The 19,684-nt window shown below is 37.9% G+C and carries 20 protein-coding genes; 2 read left to right on the top strand and 18 right to left on the bottom strand.

From position 1 onward, the window contains the following. Window positions 1-39 precede the first annotated feature (39 nt). Window positions 40-276, top strand: a complete 237-nt coding sequence (locus ACFYKT_RS03960) for a DUF2627 domain-containing protein (RefSeq protein ID WP_389215759.1) — start codon at window positions 40-42, stop codon at window positions 274-276. A 48-nt stretch (window positions 277-324) separates the two neighbouring features. Here ACFYKT_RS03960 and ACFYKT_RS03955 read toward each other — a convergent pair whose 3' ends face one another. From ACFYKT_RS03955 to accB, 15 genes are all read right to left on the bottom strand, one after another. Next, window positions 325-1,044, bottom strand: a complete 720-nt coding sequence (locus ACFYKT_RS03955) for a glycerophosphodiester phosphodiesterase (protein WP_389215756.1) — start codon at window positions 1,042-1,044, stop codon at window positions 325-327. A 162-nt stretch (window positions 1,045-1,206) separates the two neighbouring features. Continuing rightward, complete coding sequence (gene spo0A, locus ACFYKT_RS03950) at window positions 1,207-1,995, bottom strand: sporulation transcription factor Spo0A (protein WP_389215753.1); 789 nt, start codon at window positions 1,993-1,995, stop codon at window positions 1,207-1,209. Between the two features lie 249 nt (window positions 1,996-2,244). Then, the gene (gene spoIVB, locus ACFYKT_RS03945) at window positions 2,245-3,540 is read right to left on the bottom strand and encodes a SpoIVB peptidase (RefSeq protein ID WP_389215750.1); all 1,296 of its coding nucleotides are present in this window, start codon (window positions 3,538-3,540) and stop codon (window positions 2,245-2,247) included. A gap of 176 nt (window positions 3,541-3,716) precedes the next feature. Further along, the gene (gene recN, locus ACFYKT_RS03940; RefSeq protein ID WP_389215747.1) at window positions 3,717-5,399 is read right to left on the bottom strand and encodes a DNA repair protein RecN; all 1,683 of its coding nucleotides are present in this window, start codon (window positions 5,397-5,399) and stop codon (window positions 3,717-3,719) included. A gap of 15 nt (window positions 5,400-5,414) precedes the next feature. Further along, the gene (gene ahrC / locus ACFYKT_RS03935; RefSeq protein ID WP_389215744.1) at window positions 5,415-5,864 is read right to left on the bottom strand and encodes a transcriptional regulator AhrC/ArgR; all 450 of its coding nucleotides are present in this window, start codon (window positions 5,862-5,864) and stop codon (window positions 5,415-5,417) included. A gap of 256 nt (window positions 5,865-6,120) precedes the next feature. Continuing rightward, window positions 6,121-6,966 carry a TlyA family RNA methyltransferase gene (locus tag ACFYKT_RS03930; RefSeq protein ID WP_389215741.1) on the bottom strand — a complete coding sequence of 282 codons (846 nt, stop codon included), beginning with the start codon at window positions 6,964-6,966 and terminating at the stop codon, window positions 6,121-6,123. Between the two features lie 3 nt (window positions 6,967-6,969). Then, entirely contained in the window at window positions 6,970-8,862 is a 1,893-nt protein-coding gene (dxs, locus tag ACFYKT_RS03925) for a 1-deoxy-D-xylulose-5-phosphate synthase (protein ID WP_389215738.1), read from the bottom strand. 121 nt (window positions 8,863-8,983) lie between these two features. Then, window positions 8,984-9,877: a polyprenyl synthetase family protein gene (locus tag ACFYKT_RS03920; RefSeq protein WP_389215735.1), complete on the bottom strand. Its 894-nt coding sequence runs from the start codon at window positions 9,875-9,877 to the stop codon at window positions 8,984-8,986. A 3-nt stretch (window positions 9,878-9,880) separates the two neighbouring features. Further along, on the bottom strand, window positions 9,881-10,114 hold the full coding sequence (gene xseB, locus ACFYKT_RS03915; RefSeq protein WP_389215732.1) for an exodeoxyribonuclease VII small subunit: 234 nt from the start codon (window positions 10,112-10,114) through the stop codon (window positions 9,881-9,883). Between the two features lie 4 nt (window positions 10,115-10,118). Next, window positions 10,119-11,456 carry an exodeoxyribonuclease VII large subunit gene (gene xseA, locus ACFYKT_RS03910; RefSeq protein ID WP_389215729.1) on the bottom strand — a complete coding sequence of 446 codons (1,338 nt, stop codon included), beginning with the start codon at window positions 11,454-11,456 and terminating at the stop codon, window positions 10,119-10,121. 146 nt (window positions 11,457-11,602) lie between these two features. Next, window positions 11,603-12,469 carry a bifunctional methylenetetrahydrofolate dehydrogenase/methenyltetrahydrofolate cyclohydrolase FolD gene (gene folD / locus ACFYKT_RS03905; protein ID WP_389215726.1) on the bottom strand — a complete coding sequence of 289 codons (867 nt, stop codon included), beginning with the start codon at window positions 12,467-12,469 and terminating at the stop codon, window positions 11,603-11,605. 48 nt (window positions 12,470-12,517) lie between these two features. Then, complete coding sequence (nusB, locus tag ACFYKT_RS03900) at window positions 12,518-12,907, bottom strand: transcription antitermination factor NusB (protein ID WP_389215724.1); 390 nt, start codon at window positions 12,905-12,907, stop codon at window positions 12,518-12,520. 586 nt (window positions 12,908-13,493) lie between these two features. Next, complete coding sequence (locus ACFYKT_RS03895; protein ID WP_389215721.1) at window positions 13,494-13,898, bottom strand: Asp23/Gls24 family envelope stress response protein; 405 nt, start codon at window positions 13,896-13,898, stop codon at window positions 13,494-13,496. 14 nt (window positions 13,899-13,912) lie between these two features. Beyond that, window positions 13,913-15,271 carry an acetyl-CoA carboxylase biotin carboxylase subunit gene (gene accC, locus ACFYKT_RS03890; RefSeq protein ID WP_389215718.1) on the bottom strand — a complete coding sequence of 453 codons (1,359 nt, stop codon included), beginning with the start codon at window positions 15,269-15,271 and terminating at the stop codon, window positions 13,913-13,915. 14 nt (window positions 15,272-15,285) lie between these two features. Beyond that, on the bottom strand, window positions 15,286-15,774 hold the full coding sequence (gene accB, locus ACFYKT_RS03885; protein ID WP_389215715.1) for an acetyl-CoA carboxylase biotin carboxyl carrier protein: 489 nt from the start codon (window positions 15,772-15,774) through the stop codon (window positions 15,286-15,288). Window positions 15,775-16,331: 557 nt separating this feature from the next. Between accB and ACFYKT_RS03880 the strand changes: the two genes are divergently transcribed. Next, on the top strand, window positions 16,332-17,813 hold the full coding sequence (locus ACFYKT_RS03880) for a methyl-accepting chemotaxis protein (RefSeq protein ID WP_389215712.1): 1,482 nt from the start codon (window positions 16,332-16,334) through the stop codon (window positions 17,811-17,813). Between the two features lie 26 nt (window positions 17,814-17,839). On the opposite strand, the gene ACFYKT_RS03875 is transcribed toward ACFYKT_RS03880, so the two are convergent. From ACFYKT_RS03875 to spoIIIAF, 3 genes are read right to left on the bottom strand one after another with little or no spacing between them, the layout of a single operon-like run. Beyond that, on the bottom strand, window positions 17,840-18,388 hold the full coding sequence (locus tag ACFYKT_RS03875) for a SpoIIIAH-like family protein (RefSeq protein ID WP_389215709.1): 549 nt from the start codon (window positions 18,386-18,388) through the stop codon (window positions 17,840-17,842). A gap of 3 nt (window positions 18,389-18,391) precedes the next feature. After that, on the bottom strand, window positions 18,392-19,060 hold the full coding sequence (gene spoIIIAG, locus ACFYKT_RS03870) for a stage III sporulation protein AG (protein WP_389215706.1): 669 nt from the start codon (window positions 19,058-19,060) through the stop codon (window positions 18,392-18,394). Continuing rightward, window positions 19,053-19,682 carry a stage III sporulation protein AF gene (spoIIIAF, locus tag ACFYKT_RS03865; protein ID WP_389215703.1) on the bottom strand — a complete coding sequence of 210 codons (630 nt, stop codon included), beginning with the start codon at window positions 19,680-19,682 and terminating at the stop codon, window positions 19,053-19,055. The genes spoIIIAG and spoIIIAF overlap by 8 nt, the downstream gene beginning before the upstream one ends. Window positions 19,683-19,684 lie beyond the last annotated feature (2 nt).

Genomic DNA, 19,684 nt, shown 5'->3' with positions numbered 1-19,684 from the left:
TAATTTTTTTAGAGGTTATAGAAATGAAGGGATTTGCAGATGATAAGAATTTTCGCTTTAATTATATTAGTCATACCCGGCTTTCTGGCAGCTTACGGAATTAAATTAATGAGAGATATGGTTTTTGGAATCCTTCAAAACCCTTTCCCTTATTTATGGATGCAATTTCTAGCAGGTTTTCTCCTATTTTTATTTGGTCTTGCATTTGTCGCAGGATTTATTCTTTATCGCGATCGAAAGAAAAATAAAGTACAGACTCGTTTTAAAAAGGAATAGAATGAAAAAAGCAATCAGCTGCAATTAGCTGATTGCTTTTTATTTCTATTATTTTCTAATTCGCAAAGCTTTTGCCGGATCATCGGTAATCAAAGCCGAACATTCCGCTGTAAATAAACGCTGCATGTCTTTTTCTTTATTAACCGTATATGGTCTTACTGATATTCCGTAGTCCAAGGATGCCCTAATCAATTCGTTTGGAGCTACCGTATACTTTGGATGCATACTTTTCGCCCCAATCGATTGTGCATATACCCATGGCATATAAAGGCCTTCAGAGAACAAAGGAGCTGTCTCAATCTCTGGAGCTAATCGATAACAATAAACAAGACTATAATGATTAAATGAAGAAAGAATGACTCTTTCTGTCAATCCATAAGACTGTATAAGAGCAATCACTTTCTCTTCCAGCCCTTTATAGGGTATTACCCCATTTTTCAATTCAATATTACAAATTACTTGATTGGTTGTCATCCACTCCAATACTTCGTTTAAAGCAGGAATGGGCTCCTTATGCAAAAAAGTCTTTTTATTATAGCTTGCGTCTAATTTTCTTAAATCTTTAAAGGTAAAATCTTTAATAAAACCTTTCCCATTCGTTGTTCGGTCCACTTTTTCATCATGGATAACAACTATTTCCCCATCCTTCGTTAGCTGAACGTCAAGTTCAAGACCATCAGCCCCTACTCGTTCAGCCTCTATAAATGCCTTCATTGTGTTTTCTGGGTATAAGTGAGAATACCCTCTATGCGCAAAAATAAGCGTCATAAAACCACTCCCTACATATGAAAGGAATAAAAGGATTGATTCATAAAAAAAGCGTTCCCCGAATTGAGAACGCTGCCTTGTTTGGCAAATGATTAGCAGCTTCTCTCATTTCCCCACGATGCATATTCACTAATAATCTTTATAATATAAGTTCTAACTCTCTCAAGAAGCTTTGTGTTCTAATCGTAATTTATCGGCAACCATTGCAATAAACTCTGAATTTGTAGGCTTTGCTTTAGACATGCTTACCGTATAACCAAATAAAGAAGAAATGGAGTCAATATTTCCCCTGCTCCAAGCCACTTCGATTGCATGGCGAATAGCTCGCTCTACACGACTTGCAGTTGTATTAAATTTCTTGGCGATATCTGGATATAACACTTTTGTAATCGAACCAAGCAGTTCAATGTCGTTATATACCATCGAAATAGCTTCACGCAGATACATATACCCCTTGATATGTGCAGGCACACCAATTTCATGAATAATGCTCGTAATGCTTGCATCCAAATTCTTTGGCTTAGATTCCATTTGCGGACGGTAAGAAGAAGAAGATTTCCTAATAATCGGATTTGACTTTCCGCTTACTTGACGGATATGTCTAGTCAAGTTGTCCATATCGAATGGCTTTAAGATAAAATAAGATGCCCCTAAGTCAACTGCCTTTTTTGTTACGTCTTCCTGACCAAATGCAGTAAGCATAATAACGTTAGGAAGATTTGATTTCTTCATATCACGAAGCTTTTCTAGAACTGCCAGTCCATCTAAATGAGGCATGATAATATCCAGAACAAGAACATCTATCTCTTCATGCTCAAGAATATCCAAGCAATCCTGTCCATTATGGGCAACACCCACTACCTCCATATCATCTTGAGATGAAATGTATTCATCTAACAATCCAACAAGCTCTCGATTATCATCAACCACACATACTTTAATTTTCTTCACTTATTCTTTCCTCCTCGAACCATGGTTGGTCTCTTTTACCATCTTTTTATTCTAGTTTAGAAATTCGACAATGTCACAGAAATCCCTTTTGTTTTTTAAAATTTTCTCAAAAATAGGATAAAATCATTAGTTTTCTTTTGTTTTCTCTTAATTTCGACTATATTTGATATTTTTGTCGAATAATCTTTATTGTATCATAAAATGATCAAATAATAGAACATCACAAGCAAAAAGCTAGTCATAAAATGACTAGCTTGCCTTTGAATTCTCTACTTTCTTCGAATAAATATCAATACCCGCTTCATGAAGCATCCATTCGATATGAACACCATAGCCTGAAGTTGGATCGTTTACAAAAACATGTGTAACTGCCCCAATAACCTTATCATTTTGAATAATAGGACTGCCGCTCATTCCTTGTACAATTCCACCTGTCTTAGCAAGCAATTTCGGATCGGTTACTTTTAAGACCATTCCCTTTGTAGCTGGGAACTTTTGCGGAATCGTACTGACGATTTCGATATCAAAAAGATTTACCTCATCATCATCAACAACCGTTAATATTTGTGCAGGTCCTTCTTTTACTTGATGTGATAATGCAATCGGCATCGGTTTATCAAGAATACCATTCGTTATATTTTGATTCAATTTCCCGAAAATACCGAACGGACTATTTTTAACAATATTTCCAATTACCTCTTTATCTGGTGAAAAACGAGCCAATTTTTCTCCTGGATTGCCATTGCTGCCTTTTTCAATTGAGGTGACTGTTGAACGTACAATCTGACCATCATCCACTACAATTGCTTTCTTCGTATCCATATCGGAGATCACATGACCGAGTGCCCCATACTTTCTCGTCTCGGGATGATAAAAAGTCATTGTGCCAATACCTGCAGCCGAGTCCCTAATATATAAGCCAAGCTTGTAAGATTCTTCCCCTTTATCTTTAAGCGGGGTTAGTTTTGTTGTAATTTTGTCATTTTCACGATGGACAATAATAGTTAGTGGGGTACCTGAATTCCCAGCTTCTTGGACAAAAGGAGCTACATCTGACATTTTTTCTATTTTTTTGCCGTTTATTTCTGTAATTATGTCTCCGATTTTAATCCCAGCTAGTTCCCCAGGTGAAGATTTCCCTTCTATTGTATCAATCTGATGGTGACCAACAACTAATACACCAATCGTATTAAGCTTTACACCAATTGATTGACCTCCTGGGATCACTTTAAAATCTTTCAATACATCAACATTTACTTTTTTTATTGGTAAGCCTGCGAGTTCTAAAAACATTTCATTTTCCCCTTGTTGATCACCTTGAAGGGAAATTGAATGACTGTCTTCTTTAAGTGAAATACTTGAATTATCTGACGACATTCCTGCAGATACCATTTTTGCTTTTGCCATCTCAAAATGCTGGCCCTCAAAAAGGGTAATCTTGTTCGGAATATGCACATATTCCTGAAAGGGATTTGAAAAACCAATTGCAATTAATGAAACAAGGAGAATTCCACCAATTATTTTTCTTAACACATCTAATGTCAAATTTTTCACTCTCCTCGCTTCTAATCCACAAACGTCAAATGGCTACATCTATAATTTTGCCTGCAAGCGGTGCATTTATAACTAATATGGAGATAAAAAAGCTATCCTCCTTTGGATAGCTTTTCAATGTATTTTTTTCCCCACATTAACAGACCATCCCTACACTGCAAAAGGCATCACTTTACACGCTCTGCCAGCTGAAGAAGTTCCCTTGCATGTTCCTTCGTTAATTCAGTGATTTCAACGCCTGATATCATCCGTCCAATTTCTTTAATCTTCTCTGACTCATCTAATGATTTAATGGTTGTTTTTGTCCGACCATTTATGATACTTTTTGCAATATATAAATGAGTATCAGCCATTGCTGCAACCTGCGGCAAATGGGAAATACATAGAACTTGTGAATTAACGGCTACATTATGTATTTTTTCTGCAATCGCTTGTGCAACCCTGCCGCTTACACCAGTATCCACTTCATCAAAAATAATCGATGTGACGCCTTGATGCTTAGAAAAAATACTTTTTAGCGCGAGCATGATTCTCGAAAGTTCGCCACCTGAGGCAATTTTAGAAAGTGGTTTTAGCGGTTCTCCTGGATTCGTTGATAAATAAAACTCCGCCTTATCCATTCCATTCCTCATGATGTTTTCATTATTCTTTATAAATTGAACCTCAAATACAGTTTTCTCCATATAAAGCTCTTTTAATTCTTTATGAATTAATTTTGTTAAACTTTGTGCAGACTTTTTACGAAGGGCGCTTAATTCCTCTGCTTCGATTAAAAGGTCTTTTCGGAGAGAAACTACTTCTTTTTCTAAAAGGTCAATATGTGTTTCCTTATTTTCCAATGTCTCAATTTCTTCCTCAATTTTCGAAGCATATTCTAGAATTTCGCCAACAGTCTTGCCATATTTCCTCTTTAATTGATTAATTTCATTTAAACGGTCTTCAATTTCAGCCAATCTTGCAGGATCATACTCCAGATAATCCATCTCATTGCGAATCGTATTTGCCGCATCCTCTAGCTGATAAAAACTGTTTGAAACAGATTCAGCCAGTTCTTTATAAGAGGAATCAAGTTCAGCGACGGATTGAATATGCCCCATCACAAGCCCAATCCAATCGAGTCCTTTATATTCTCCTCGCAAGCCAGCATATCCTGATTGCAGCGAATCGTAGATCCGTTCAAAATTCCCTAAGTTTCTTTTCTCTTCCATCAACTCTTCATCTTCATTTAACTTCAAATTAGCAGATTGAATTTCACCTAGCTGGAATTGAATTAAATCTAATCGATGAGCCATCTGCTGATCATTTTCACTTAAGCTCTTTAATTGTTTCACTTTTTGATCATAGGCATGATAGACTTTCGAGTATTCCAAAAGGCTTTCGGAAATCTTCTCCCCGCCAAATTGATCGAGAAGATTAATATGCATCATTTCATCCATGAGCTCTTGATGTTCATGTTGTCCATGGATATCAATAAGTGTACTGCCTATTTCTCTTAATGTGGAAATCGTAACCAGCTTTCCATTAATACGACAAACACTTTTTCCATTCTTTGAAATATCCCTTCGCAAAATGGCCATTCCATCCTCTAATTCAATTCCAAACTCACTTGCTTTAGCAAAACAGGGATGGTTAGGATCTTCTAATTGAAACAAACCTTCAATTTCTGCCTTTTCTGAACCGTGTCGGACAAATTCTGAGGAACCCCTTCCACCTACGAGCAAATGGACGGCATCAATAATAATTGATTTTCCAGCTCCTGTTTCCCCACTTAAGACAGTTAAGCCCTTATCAAAGGAAATTGATAGGGCTTCAATAATTGCAAAATTTCTAATCGATAGTTCACTAATCATAGTTGCTCACTCCAGTTAAAGCATGTCAAGAAAGCGTTTTGAAATAGCTTCCGTTTCTTCAGGTGTTTTACAGATAATTAAGCAAGTATCATCTCCGCAAATCGTTCCCAAAATCTCTTCCCAGTCCAAATTATCAATGAGTGCCCCAATTGCCATTGCATTCCCTGGAAGAGTCTTCATAACAAGCAGATGTCCAGCCGTATCCATGCGAACAAACGCATCCATAAGATTTCTTCTTAGTTTTTGCAGCGGGTTAAAGCGTTGATCTGCAGGAAGGCTATATTTATACCTGCCATCTATTAATGGCACCTTTACTAGATGAAGTTCTTTAATATCTCTTGAAACCGTTGCCTGTGTTACATTAAAACCAGCATTTTTCAACTCATCAACAAGATCATCCTGTGTTTCAATATCATTATTTGTAATAATTTCCCGAATTTTTATATGGCGTTGACCCTTATTCATACATTTCACCTCGATATTTATTTAACTATTTATTTGAATTTTTAAATAAAATTTATCTGCAGAATACTGAATCTTACCTATATGTTAGCTGATTTTCCTCATAATGTACAATTTTTCATTGATTTCCGGGGGAATATTTAACTACTATTCGACATATACCACCATCTCATCGCAAAATATGTAAATGTAGGTCATGTCACTGCGCTCTTTATTCCTTTTATTTTTCACAAAGAAAAAAAGAGAAATAAGCCGAAGCCTATTCCTCTTTCTCGGATTGTTTTGTTTTTAATTCCTCATGAGCATTCTTCACAAGATCATGTGGATTAATTTGCAGCCTGTTCTCTCCGGTATCCTTTTCACCTGACCAGAAAAGATGGAGCAGAAATTCAATATTGCCATCTCCCCCAGTAATTGGTGAGAATGAGAGATTCTTCACATCATAGCCAAGGCCAAGTGAGAATTCTATGATCATTTCAAGCACACTTATATGCACTTTCGGATCTCTTACAATCCCTTTTTTGCCAACTTGTTCGCGTCCAGCCTCAAACTGTGGTTTAACAAGAGCAACAATATCACTATTAGGAACCAATAATGTTTTTAAAACAGGCAGAATCAGCTTCAATGAGATGAATGAAACATCTATTGACGCAAAATCCGGCATGCCCTCCGTTAGATCAGCCGGTGTTACATAACGGAAGTTTGTTCGTTCCATAACAATAACTCGCTCATCCTGTCTTAATTTCCATGCTAGCTGATTATAGCCAACATCAAGAGCATAAGACATTTTTGCCCCATTTTGCAAAGCACAGTCTGTAAACCCGCCAGTTGATGATCCAATATCAAGCAAGGTTTTATCCAACACATTTAAATCGAAGTGTTTTAAAGCTTTTTCCAGCTTCAAGCCGCCCCTGCTGACATATGGTAATACCTTGCCTTTGATGCGAAGCGGAATATCAGCGCTTACCTTTTCACCCGGCTTATCAAGGCGATTTTCATTACTGAACACAAGGCCTGCCATAATCGTTCTTTTTGCTTTTTCCCGTGTCTCCGCCAAGCCTCTTTCCACTAATAATACATCTAATCGTTCTTTCTTTATTTTCATACTTTAAGCCCTTTTTTGTTTTTTTCTAGCGAGTGTATTCAGTCTGTTCACTGTATCTTCGGTTGTCATGCCAATTTCCTTTAACAGCTCATCCACACTTCCGTGTTCAATAAATTGATCTGGTATACCCATACGATCTATTTCAACGTGGTGGAAGCCATTTTCATGTGCGAATTCGAGAACGGAGCTCCCAAATCCTCCTTGAAGAACTGCTTCTTCAATTGTTAGCACAGGCATATTTTCATTAAAAAGTTCTAAAAGCATTTTTTCATCTAATGGTTTGATGAATCTTGCATTTATGACTTTAATTGAAATCCCTCGTTTTTCTAAAATCGCCGCTGCTTCCATTGCCATTGGTATCGTTGTTCCAAATGTTAATATAGCAGCATCATCACCATTCTTTAATACCTCCCATGTACCAATAGGGATTGTATGCAGGCTGGCATCCATTGGAACACCTAATCCATTGCCACGTGGAAATCTCATAGCGATTGGCCCATCATCATATTGAACAGCCGTATAGACCATATGCTGTCCTTCATTCTCATCTTTCGGCATCATCAGAACCAAGTTAGGAATATGTCTTAAAAACGCGATATCAAAAACCCCTTGATGGGTTTCCCCATCCGCTCCGACAAGACCAGCACGATCAATCCCAAGAAATACATTTAAGTTTTGACGGCAAATATCATGTACGACTTGATCATAGGCACGCTGAAGGAATGTCGAATAAATGGCCAAAAATGGTTTCATCTTCTGAGTCGCGAGGCCTGCAGCAACAGTTGCTGCATGCTGCTCTGCAATCCCAACATCATACATTCTTTCAGGAAACTCCGAAGCAAACCCTTCAAGCTTTGATCCAACCGGCATAGCAGGCGTTATCGCAACAATTCGTTCATCTTTTCTTGCAAGCTTTTGAACGGTTTCACTTACTAGCTTACTCCAAGCTGGCGGTGTATGAACTGGTTTAACAAAATCGCCTGTTTCCATTTTATACGGACCCGTTCCATGCCAAGTACCTACTGTATCGCTTTCAGCAGGCTCATAGCCTTTTCCTTTTTTCGTAAGAACATGAAGTAAGACTGGACCATCTATCTTCTTTGCATAGCTTAGGTTTTCGAATAAATTGTCAAAATCATGACCATCGACAGGACCTAGATAAGTAAAGCCCAATTCTTCAAAGAACATTCCAGAGACAAACAGATATTTAAGACTATCCTTCACTCTTTCTGCTGTTGAAGCTAGCTTCCCGCCTACTGCAGGTATTTTCTTCAGCAGATATTCCAGTTCATCTTTCACCCATTGGTATTTCCCAGCAGTTCTTAATCTGCCGAGCACATTGTGCAATGCCCCTACATTCGGTGCAATAGACATTTCATTATCATTTAAGATGACAATCATATTTTTCTGTTCATGGCCAATATGGTTTAATGCTTCTAAAGCCATCCCGCCTGTTAAAGCACCATCGCCAATAATTGGTACAACATAAGAGCTTTCTTTCTTCAGGTCCCTTGCAATTGCCATTCCCATTGCTGCAGATAAAGAGGTCGAGCTATGCCCCGTCTCCCAAACATCATGCTCGCTTTCCACCATCTTCGGAAACCCGCAAAGTCCTTTGTACTGTCTTAATGTATCAAATTGATTGGCCCTTCCAGTTAAAATCTTGTGCACATATGATTGATGGCCCACATCCCAAATAAGCTTGTCCTTAGGACTGTCAAAGCATTTATGCAAGGCAATCGTTAATTCAACGACACCTAGATTCGGACCAATATGTCCGCCAGTACTTGCTAATCTTTCAATCAAGAAGCGGCGTATATCCCGGCTCAAATCTTCTAGCTCTTTATTCGAGAGCCCCTTTAAAAAGGAAGGGTCCTTAATTGACATAAGATCCATTTAGCGGATCACTCACTTTCATTTCTAATTCATTTGGATAGTATAGTGTTTATTGTTTATTATAACAGTATGAAATAAATCCTCAAGAAAATGCGGATTTGCTTTAACGAGAGAAGGATACTTAATGATCCCTTGTCTCGATCAAATCTGTAATTTCCTCGAGTAAACTTATGTTCAGCCCTGTTTTTCTTAGTTGTGTTTTTGCTTGTTCAATATGCTGGTGTAAAGCCTCTTTTGCCCCATCTAACGTTAATAGAGAAGGATAAGTGCCTTTATTATTCACTTCATCACTTCCAACCCGTTTACCGATAACCTCTTCTACCCCTTCAAGATCAAGAATATCATCACGAATTTGGAAAGCAAGACCTAAATGGTAGGCGAATTGGGCAAGCAACTGAATCTTTTCTTCGTCCGCTCCTGCCAAGATTGCTCCAGATACGACACTGCATTCAAGCAGTTTACCTGTTTTATGAACATGAATATACTCTAAATCATTCAATGATAACTCTTTCTCTTCGCCCGCAATATCAGCAACTTGGCCACCTACCATTCCTTCAGCACCAGATGCCTTTGATAATTCTTTGATTAAAGCTAGCTTGGTTGAAGCATCAGCATATTCATCTGGAATTTCAGCAATTAATTGAAAACTGTAGGTTAATAAGGCATCACCTGCTAAAATGGCAAAGGCATCACCAAACACTTTATGATTGGTCAGCTTTCCTCTTCTTAGGTCATCATTATCCATGCTTGGCAAATCATCATGAATAAGTGAATATGTATGGATCATTTCAATGGCTGCTGCAACCATTAATCCTTTTCTTGTGTCCTCACCAAAGGAAAATAAAGTAGCAAAGGTGAGCAAAGGTCTAATCCGCTTTCCACCTGCCTCTAATGAATAAAGCATGGCTTCCTTAATAACAGAAGGAGCAACTAGCTTATTTACACTAACCCTTAGCTTCTCTTCAAGTAAATCTTTGTGAGTCTTTGCAAATGATGAATAAGATTCAAATAGCAAAATTTACTCCTCCTCAGAAATGACAAAATTCTCTTTTTGTCCATCCGCTGTCAAAATTTGTGTTAATTGCGATTCAACATTTTTTAGCTTATCATGACAAAACTTTGATAGATCCACTCCTTGTTTGTATATATTAATCGCCTCTTCTAAAGGAACATCTCCTTCTTCCAGTTTTTCCACGATCTCTTCTAATTGCTCCATCGCTTCTTCAAATGTTACTTTTTTCTCAGAAGTCATCTAATCACTCCTCAATCTCGTTTACTTGGCAATTGATCGTACCATCTGATACTTTTACTTTTATTTGTTCATTAAGATTTATTTGCTTCACCGTTTTAATTAATTTCCCTTCACTTGTATAGACTAGACTGTAGCCCCTATCCATAATCTTCAATGGGCTTAAGGCTTCTAATGTCATGAGCAAATGGGAATAATCCTTTTCTTTAGCAGCTACGATATTTGTCATTGCACGGATTAATAGTTTATTCATTTTCTCTTGCTGAATTTTTGCTGCTTCCATTCGTTCTTTTGGATGACTGCGAATGATCCGCTTTTGCAGGCTTTGTACTTGTTCAGCCTTCAATTCAAATAGCTTTCTCGAGCCTTTTTGAAGCTGTTCCGTCCATTTATCTACTTGCTCTAGCTTTTGTTCATATAATTTGTGCGGGTAGCGGAAGGCATAGGATTTTTGAATTCTTGAGAGCCTTTCATTTTGTAAATTTACTTGCTCTTTCAGCGCCCTTATTATTCGGGACTGTTTATTAAAAATCCTTTCAGATAAATCTTCAATATGCGGCACAGCTAATTCCGCTGCTCCTGTTGGTGTTGGCGCTCTTAGATCAGCAACAAAATCAGCAATTGTAAAGTCTGTTTCATGTCCAACAGCAGAAATAATCGGGATATGTGAATCGAATATCGATTTTGCTACAGATTCTTCATTAAAGGCCCATAATTCCTCGATGGAGCCTCCACCACGTCCAATGATTAATACGTCAGCTTCACTTTGACTATTCGCCATTTGAATAGCTTTCACAATGGATGGAGCCGCATGCTCTCCTTGGACTACCGCAGGAAAGATAAGGATATTTGCTACTGGATAACGTCTTTTTATTGTCGTTAAAATATCCCTAATTGCTGCACCAGTTGGTGAAGTGACAACCCCAATCGTTTTTGGAAACTTAGGAATTGGCTTTTTATTTTCGCTAGAGAATAGCCCTTCTTTTTCAAGCTTTTCCTTCAACTGTTCAAATGCTAAATATAAATCACCGATCCCATCTGGCTGCATTTCTTTTATGTATATTTGATATTGACCACTCGGTTCATATACAGTTAGGTCACCCCTAATTAACACCTTCATCCCATTTTCAGGAGAAAACTTCATGGATCGGTTATTTCTCGAAAACATTACAGCAAGAATGCGTGCCTTTTCATCTTTTAAAGTGAAATACATATGACCACTTGAATGCTGTTTGAAATTCGATATTTCTCCCTTAACCAAACAATCTTGCAGATGCGGATCTGCATCAAATTTCCTTTTTATATACTTAGTTAGTGCATTGACCGTTAAATAGCGCTGTTCCATAAACAGCCTCCTTTTGGCCTATTTATACAATAAAACTGCCCTTTCATTATAGATTTAGTTCTTCCATCCGTCATGTATTAAACGGTGTAAGGAAAGAAAGTCTCTAAAGTATAAATGAAAAGGCAGAGTCGTCATTCTATTAATTTTTATATTGCTGTTATTTTATTCTGAATGGCTTTAGCTGCTTTTAATGTATTAAACATAAGCATCGTAATCGTCATTGGTCCAACTCCGCCAGGAACAGGAGTAATATAACTAGCTACTTCTTTTACATTTTCAAAATCCACATCTCCACAGAGCTTGCCTTCACTGTTACGGTTCATCCCGACATCAATGACAACTGCACCTGGTTTAACATGATCCTTTGTAATTAAGTTAACTTTCCCAACAGCTGCTACGATAATATCCGCTTGTGTAGTGAATGCCTTTAAATCTGCTGTTTTTGAATGACAATAGGTAACTGTTGCATTTTTATTTAGAAAAAGCTGTCCTGCTGGTTTTCCTACAATATTGCTGCGGCCAACTACCACCACGTGTTTACCGGATATATCCATACCGATGTAATCTAACATCTCCATTACTCCATATGGTGTACACGGTAAGAATGCATCTTGACCTGTCATCATCCGGCCAACATTTACTGGGTGAAACCCATCTACATCTTTTTCAGGTGAAATCGTCTCAATCACCTTTGTTTCATTAATATGATTCGGCAGAGGCATTTGAACAAGGATTCCGTGGATTTCTGGATCTCCATTTAATTCGATCACTTGATCTAAAAGGGCTTGCTCAGAAACTGTTTCAGGCAGCCTAATTAGCACGGAATGCATCCCAAGCTCTCGACATGTTCTTTCTTTGTTCGAAACATACGTTATAGAGGCTGGATTATTTCCAACTAATATAACAGCAAGGCCTGGAACGATGCCATCCTTTTTTAGCTTTTCAACTTCTTCAGCAATCAAAGATTTCTTTTGTCTAGCTATTTCTTTTCCATCAATCAATTTTTCCCCCATATTAGCTTCCTCCTAATAATTAGTGAAAGGAACCGATTGCTGTCAATATCATAGTTGATGTTTAATCTTTGAAAGAACCCCATTTATAAACTTGCTTGACTGATCATCCCCGTATAATTTTGCAATTTCGATTGCCTCATCGATCGCAACATTTGGAGGAACATCTTCACTGCCAAACTGAAGTTCATAAACGGCTAATCTTAATAGATTACGATCTACGGTCGCCAATCTTTCCAATGTCCAATTTGCAAGATGCTGCTTAATTGATTCATCAATGCTTTCTTTATGGTTCAGTACACCATTAACCACCTTACTCAAATACGCATCATTTGGAGCACCCTCCAAAACATGTTCGATAGCTGAGCCTGGCTCTACTTGGCTCACATCGATTTGAAATAAAGCTTGTAATGCCTTTTCTCTAGCGGTTCTTCTCTTCATCTATTCCTTAACTCCTTTTACAGGGAAAATTTCAGGTATCGTCTCATTCAGCATTACTCTTCTCTATTTGAAATCAAGATCCAAGACTGAAAGGGTCAACGTTTTCGATTATTATCATTTATGCCATATCCAATTCCAAAAATACATTATAAATAATAGCATAACTATAACGTCTTCGCATCTTATACCAAAATTATTTCCCTTGTAAAGACAAATAACATCTGTCATAAACAACTTTAGCAGAAAAGATTGCCTTAAAAAACTTTATAAATCACATTTTTGTGTTTTTTCTAGACTGTTCTCGCAAAGATTGTTGCTAATTAACACTTAGTTGGTAGAGGTTGATTTCCGCTCCAGGATGCTCGCTTTCCGCGGGGTGGGCGGTGAGCCTCCTCGGCGCTATGCGCCTGCGGGGTCTCACCTGTCCCACTACTCCCGCCGGAGTCTCGCACCTTCCGCTCCAATCAACCGAACTTATTTGTGAACGGTTTTCATTCACACTATTTAAGACAGCAATCTTTAGAAAAGAGTCTTTTGCTGTAACGAAAAAAAGCCAAAGACAAATAATGTGTCTTTGGCCTGATCATTACATTTCCTGTTCGAATTCTACTTCATGCTTTTGATTTTCAAATGTAATGCCTACTACATGAATATTCACTTCTTGAACTTCAAGTGCTGTCATGTTTAATAGGGCTTGACGGATATTATCTTGAATTTTTTGGGCTACGTTCGGAATGGAAATCCCAAATGTCATCAAGCAATACACATCTACTTTAATTCCTTCTTCTGATAACTCAACTTTCACACCTTTGCCGTGATTCTTCTTGCCTAGTCGCTCGACAACGCCTGAAGCAAAGTTCCCGCGCATTTGGGCAACCCCTTCTACTTCTGAGGCAGCAATTCCAGCAATAACCTCTATCACTTCTGGAGCAATTTCAACTTTACCAAGGCCAGCATTTTCTTTATTCATCTCCAACAAATTTTCGCTCATCAGTGCACCTCCAATTAATCTTCTTTCTCCATCACATTATATAACTCTAAAAACTTTGTATTAAACTGTCCCTCTACAAACTTTTCATGACTTAACAGTTTTAAATGGAATGGAATGGTCGTATGGACACCTTCAATGACAAACTCACTTAATGCTCTTTTCATACGAGCGATTGCTTCATCTCGCGTATGTCCATGAGTAATTACTTTAGCGATCATGGAATCATAATAAGGTGGGATCACATATCCTGGATAGGCAGCAGAATCTACGCGAACACCATAGCCGCCAGGAGGAAGGTACATTGTGATTTTCCCTGCTGAAGGCATGAAATTCTTTTCAGGATTTTCGGCATTGATTCGGCATTCAATCGACCAGCCGCTGAAAGTAACATCTTGCTGGACAAAATTCAGCTTCTCTCCTGACGCTACTTTAATCTGTTCTTTAATTAAATCTACGCCAGTAACCATTTCCGTAACCGGATGCTCCACCTGAATGCGTGTATTCATCTCCATGAAGTAGAACTTGCGTTTATGGTAATCATAGATAAATTCAATTGTGCCAGCACCTGAATAGTCAACTGCTTTTGCAGCCTTTACAGCCGCATTTCCTATTTCTTCACGCGTTTCCCCATCTAGGGCAGGAGAAGGCGTTTCTTCAAGAAGCTTCTGCAGACGTCTTTGGATAGAGCAATCTCTTTCACCGAGATGAACAACATTTCCATAGGTGTCAGCAAGCACTTGAATTTCAACATGGCGGAAATCCTCAATATATTTTTCAATATATACCCCAGCATTTCCGAACGCAGTTAATGCTTCCTGTTGCGTAATATTAATCCCTTTAATGAGCTCAGCCTCATTGCGTGCGACACGGATCCCTTTTCCTCCGCCCCCGGCTGTTGCTTTAATAATTACAGGGTATTCAATTTTATTGGCTAGCTCGATTGCATCATTGATGTCTTTAATAATCCCATTTGAACCAGGAACAATTGGAACGCCTGCTTCTTTCATCGTTTCTCTGGCAATGTCCTTCGTTCCCATTTTCGTAATCGCTTCTGGAGTAGGACCGACAAAAATAATGTTGCACTCACGGCAAAGCTCAGCAAAATCAGCGTTTTCAGCTAAGAAGCCATAGCCTGGGTGAATTGCGTCACATCCAGTCAGCTTCGCCACACTTATGATATTCGTGAAATTTAAATAACTATCTTTAGACGATTTCGGACCAATACAATAAGCTTCATCTGCAAGCTGAACATGAAGGGATTCCTTGTCAGCTTCAGAATACACAGCGACAGATTCGATGTCCATTTCACGACAAGCCCGTATAATACGAACAGCTATTTCTCCTCTATTTGCAATTAACAGTTTTTTTATCATCCTGTTACCGCTCCTTATTCAGGCTTTACTAAAAATAATGGCTGGCCATATTCTACTAATTGGCCGTCACTTACTAGTACTTCAACAATTTCCCCATTAATCTCAGCTTCAATTTCATTAAACAGCTTCATTGCTTCAACAATACATACAATGGAATCCTTCGTTACTTTCGATCCAACTTTCACATATGCTTCCGCATCTGGTGAAGATGATTGATAGAATGTCCCTACCATTGGTGAAACAACTTTATGTAGATTTTCTGTTTCCTTAACTGCTACGTTTACTTCTTGTTCAACTGCTGCTACTTGTTTAACTGCAGCTGGCTGAACTACTTTCGGTGCTTGTACTTCCTCAATCACTGTCTTAGCCGGTTGTGCTACGACTGTTTCGGCTGTTTTCTTTTTCATTTTAATTTTAGATCCATCATGCTCATATACAAACTCATCAATATTCGACTGGTCAACTAGCTTAATCAGTTCACGGATTTCCTGTATTTTTAACATTTTGGCACCCCTTGTTTTCAATTGTATTAATCCCTTTGTAAAAATAGCCATGCGAAGATTAACACGATGAAATTTATGACTAGATACTAATATCATACGATAAAATCCTATTGAAATTCAATACGGGATTCACAACTATGAATAATATTTTCATTTTCCTTTATCAAACTTTATCATTTGATAGTCTTTCTTTAGGGCTGTTTTCGCAAACATTGTTACTTTTAACTTGAGTGAGTAGAGGTTGATTTCCGCTCCAGGCGCTCGCTTTCCGCGGGGTGGGCGGTGAGCCTCCTCGTCGCTGCCGCTACTGTGGGGTCTCACCTGTCCCACTCCTCCCGCAGGAGTCTCGCACCTTCCGCTCCAATCAACCAACCTTTTCTGTAACCGATTTGCATTCACATAATTTATTCAAAAAACAACATTCCTTAAGAAAGCAGCCTTCTTTAATAAATTCGATTTAGTATTTTTGTAAATTTTATGAATAATCGTGGAGGATATACGAATAAAATAGCGAAATAATAATTCAAAAGGACTAGATGTGAGGGGAAGAGAACTGAATGAAAACGATTGAGGAAATTAAAAAAGAGGACTTGATAAGGAAAAATGCTTTGGTTGTAAAGGCTGCATTTGTTTGTGTAATTCTAGCTGCAATTGTTGATATTGCAATGAAAAAGGAATTAGCCATTATCTTATCAATCATTATTGCGGGTGGAGTAGGAGTTAGTATAATCGCTGTCATGCACCTTCTAAAGAAAGCGATTACAGCGATTCCCTACCTATCCATTTTTCTAGTTGCAGGGGTTATGTTTATTATTATGGAAAATAGTGTTTCCCCTACAGCCTATTTCCTCATATTTTTTATTCTTGCATTAGCAGCTATTTATATGCAGCGAAATTTATTATGGCTTGCTTCCGTACTTGGATTGGCTGTAATAACTATTTTCACCTTTTTTCATCATGAGCAATTACCGCTTGATGGAAAGAATTATGTAACCATTTATTTGCTTTTTATTCTTATTACTATTTTACTAACATTCCAGCAAGCTCTTGCTAGAAAATTATCGGAGAATATTGTTTCTGCACAAAAAGAAACCCAATTACTATTAGAAAATAATATTAAAATGAAGGAAACTGTTGCTAAAAGTACTACTGGCATTTCTGCTTTAATAGATAATGTGAAACAGATGAGTGAGGATAATTATCAATCTGCAACTGAAATGAATGACTCTGTTGCAGAAATTTCAGCTGGAATTCAAATGCAATCAGATACGATTATTGATATTACCCACTCGCTCGATCAAGCCAATCAGCTGGCAGAAAGTACAAGCCAACTAGTAGAGAAACTACATGATGATGCACAAAAAGCTGAGCAAATTACTCTTTCAGGGGATTCTCTTGTAACGAGGCTTAGGACTGATATATCCGATTCGTTTTCTGAAATGCATATCGTAAATGACCATATGTCTTCATTATCAACTCTTGTAAAAGAAACATCCCATTTTGCTGCAGCCATTCAGGATATTGCTACCCAAACAAATCTGCTAGCTTTGAATGCATCGATTGAAGCAGCTAGAGCAGGAGATAGCGGGAAGGGCTTTGCTGTTGTTGCTGAAGAGGTGCGGAAGCTTGCTGATATATCAAGAAAAACAGCAACACAAATGACGGAAAACCTAAATAATGTGATCATTGATACGGAGCGGACGAAAAAAACCATTCACTCTACCGGGGAAAAGCTAACAAATAACCTTGCCCTGGCAGACGAGACACAGGAGGTCTTTCAAAAGATTCATCAAACATTCTCCCATCTGAAGGATGATATTACTGAATACGATACACTTACGAAGCAGATCTATCATTCTTCAAGGTTGATCGGTGAATCCATTAATGAATTTAGCTCTGTCATTGAACAAACAAGTGCATCACTACAAGAAATCGCATCGACAGTCGGGCTTCAGACAAAACACCATGAACAATTATTTATTTCAGTATCAAGTGCTCATCATTCAATGGAAGAATTAATCGATTTACAGAAAGAATAGCGAGGGGGTCCCCTCGCTATTCTTGTTTATTTAGGTTGAAATTCTACTGTTACTAATTGTAAATCACCAATTTCACTTTGTACTTGGCGAATAATTTCATTGGCTTCTGTGCGGGAAAGCTTATCTGCCTTAACTGTCACTCGGACATTCTCTTCATTTGCACGAACAAGTACATCCTCATAATTCATCGCTCTAATCAAAGTTTCCAGCATATCCTCTTTTTCTGCTAGCTGATCAAGCTTATCGAATTGCTCCTTTGCTTCACTGATTTCTTCAGCAGAAATTCCTGTAGTCCCCATAACTGTAGTTAATTCTTCCTTACTGCGGCTGCGTTCATCATCAAGTTGAATACGCAATGCCTCAAACACTTCATCACCAGCAGCATTTGTAATGATTGCATTGTCTTTCTCTTCTGCTTCTGTATTTGCTATTTCATCCTTTGTCTGCTCTTTTTGCTCTTCCGTAGCAGCAAGATCATTTCCTCTTTGTTCAGGCGAAGTAATATAATACACAGATAATACAACCACTAAGCTCAGCATTGTTAATAACCAGACGGTTTGTTTTTTTAATAACATTCATTAATCCCCCTTAGTTTTTTTGGGCATGACAGCGACTTTATGGCTAGGTACATCCAATGCCCTTGTTACCGCTTCAATAATCCACTTTTTCACTTGAATATTGTCTGCTCCTTTTGCCACGATGAGAACGCCTCTAATTTTTGGTTTCTTCGTTTCTAAGACAATTGGAACTTCTTTTTCACCATTTCTAATAATTACCAGCTGTTCTTCATTTGATTGGTCTTCTACCTTTCTCTTGCCACCCTCACGGTCTGTTTCATCTGTTGTTTGTATCTTACTTGTCTTATTTTTTTCTAACACCTTTTGTTCGGTTGCATCGACGTTAACGACAACCGTTACATCTTCTACACCAACAATGGCATCAAGCGCTTCTTTTATTTGTGCTTCATACGCACGCTCATAGTCGGCAATCACGCTATTTCCTTCTGGCTGCTCCTTGCCGAAAGTAGCTACATCTTCCTCATTCTTAACCTTGTCCTGATTATTAAAAACAGGAAGACTTGTATCTGACGTTTTATCCTTAAAGACGATATTGCTAACGAACATGATGGCTGCTCCAAAGAGTAGGACGAGTAGCAAATATTGATATTTACTTGTCTTTTTATCAGACGCCTCTTCCTTTGAAAATAACTTTTTCAGAAATGATAAAGGTCCTTTTTCCTTATCCATCCTTATTCATCTTCCCCCCTTCTACCAATACTTCGATCATGTTTACATCTACATTCAGTTTTTCTGCTAAAAGTGAAGCAACTTTTTCAGTTTCATTGTTTGCTTGATTTGAAGGAAGAGTTTCTTCAGAATTAATTTCTACCTTTTTAACGACTTCAATAGCTTCAGCTTTTTCATCTTTGTGCTTTAATTCAACCATTACCTTTTGCAGGTTCTCTGGGAAAGCACGCTGATCATATTCATCTACTTGAAATTCAACATTCATAATTTCCAATCCGTACTGTTCAATCAACTCCTCTTCTGCATCCTTTTTTAATTGGACTTCCATTTCTTCTAAAATATATGCATGTTGGAAGGCTTGTATCTCTTTTTTCTTCATTTCTATTGAATTTTCTAAGTTTTTTTCTCCAGTTGCTTCAAAAGTAGGCACAGTGGCAAGCACTTCCTCAAAATCATTAGAGATTAGTTTCAATATTGGCGTTAAAATAACGGCAATGAGCAATAATCCTGTAATCATTTTGGTGTATTTTTGAAAACTAGAATTAGGTAGGAGCATATCGATGACGGTCGCCAAAAGGACAAATAATATAATATTCGTTATCCATTCTTTTATAAAATCCATTT

It is taken from the genome of Cytobacillus mangrovibacter (assembly GCF_042865275.1).
Taxonomy (GTDB): Bacteria; Bacillota; Bacilli; order Bacillales; family Cytobacillaceae; genus Cytobacillus; species Cytobacillus mangrovibacter.
The sequence above is the reverse complement of the archived record's forward strand: the minus strand, read 5'-3'. Positions and strand labels throughout refer to the sequence as shown.

Bases quoted from the DNA above. Each gene is read 5' to 3' on its own strand.
- spoIIIAG (WP_389215706.1), bottom strand. From the start codon at position 19,060: ATGGATAAGGAAAAAGGACCTTTATCATTTCTGAAAAAGTTATTTTCA.
- ACFYKT_RS03880 (WP_389215712.1), top strand. From the start codon at position 16,332: ATGAAAACGATTGAGGAAATTAAAAAAGAGGACTTGATAAGGAAAAAT.
- recN (WP_389215747.1), bottom strand. From the start codon at position 5,399: ATGATTAGTGAACTATCGATTAGAAATTTTGCAATTATTGAAGCCCTA.
- folD (WP_389215726.1), bottom strand. From the start codon at position 12,469: ATGGGGGAAAAATTGATTGATGGAAAAGAAATAGCTAGACAAAAGAAA.
- ACFYKT_RS03955 (WP_389215756.1), bottom strand. From the start codon at position 1,044: ATGACGCTTATTTTTGCGCATAGAGGGTATTCTCACTTATACCCAGAA.
- ACFYKT_RS03895 (WP_389215721.1), bottom strand. From the start codon at position 13,898: ATGAGCGAAAATTTGTTGGAGATGAATAAAGAAAATGCTGGCCTTGGT.
- ahrC (WP_389215744.1), bottom strand. From the start codon at position 5,864: ATGAATAAGGGTCAACGCCATATAAAAATTCGGGAAATTATTACAAAT.
- spoIIIAF (WP_389215703.1), bottom strand. From the start codon at position 19,682: ATGGATTTTATAAAAGAATGGATAACGAATATTATATTATTTGTCCTT.
- nusB (WP_389215724.1), bottom strand. From the start codon at position 12,907: ATGAAGAGAAGAACCGCTAGAGAAAAGGCATTACAAGCTTTATTTCAA.
- ACFYKT_RS03875 (WP_389215709.1), bottom strand. From the start codon at position 18,388: ATGTTATTAAAAAAACAAACCGTCTGGTTATTAACAATGCTGAGCTTA.
- ACFYKT_RS03930 (WP_389215741.1), bottom strand. From the start codon at position 6,966: ATGAAAATAAAGAAAGAACGATTAGATGTATTATTAGTGGAAAGAGGC.
- accC (WP_389215718.1), bottom strand. From the start codon at position 15,271: ATGATAAAAAAACTGTTAATTGCAAATAGAGGAGAAATAGCTGTTCGT.
- xseA (WP_389215729.1), bottom strand. From the start codon at position 11,456: ATGGAACAGCGCTATTTAACGGTCAATGCACTAACTAAGTATATAAAA.
- accB (WP_389215715.1), bottom strand. From the start codon at position 15,774: ATGTTAAAAATACAGGAAATCCGTGAACTGATTAAGCTAGTTGACCAG.
- ACFYKT_RS03960 (WP_389215759.1), top strand. From the start codon at position 40: ATGATAAGAATTTTCGCTTTAATTATATTAGTCATACCCGGCTTTCTG.
- dxs (WP_389215738.1), bottom strand. From the start codon at position 8,862: ATGGATCTTATGTCAATTAAGGACCCTTCCTTTTTAAAGGGGCTCTCG.
- xseB (WP_389215732.1), bottom strand. From the start codon at position 10,114: ATGACTTCTGAGAAAAAAGTAACATTTGAAGAAGCGATGGAGCAATTA.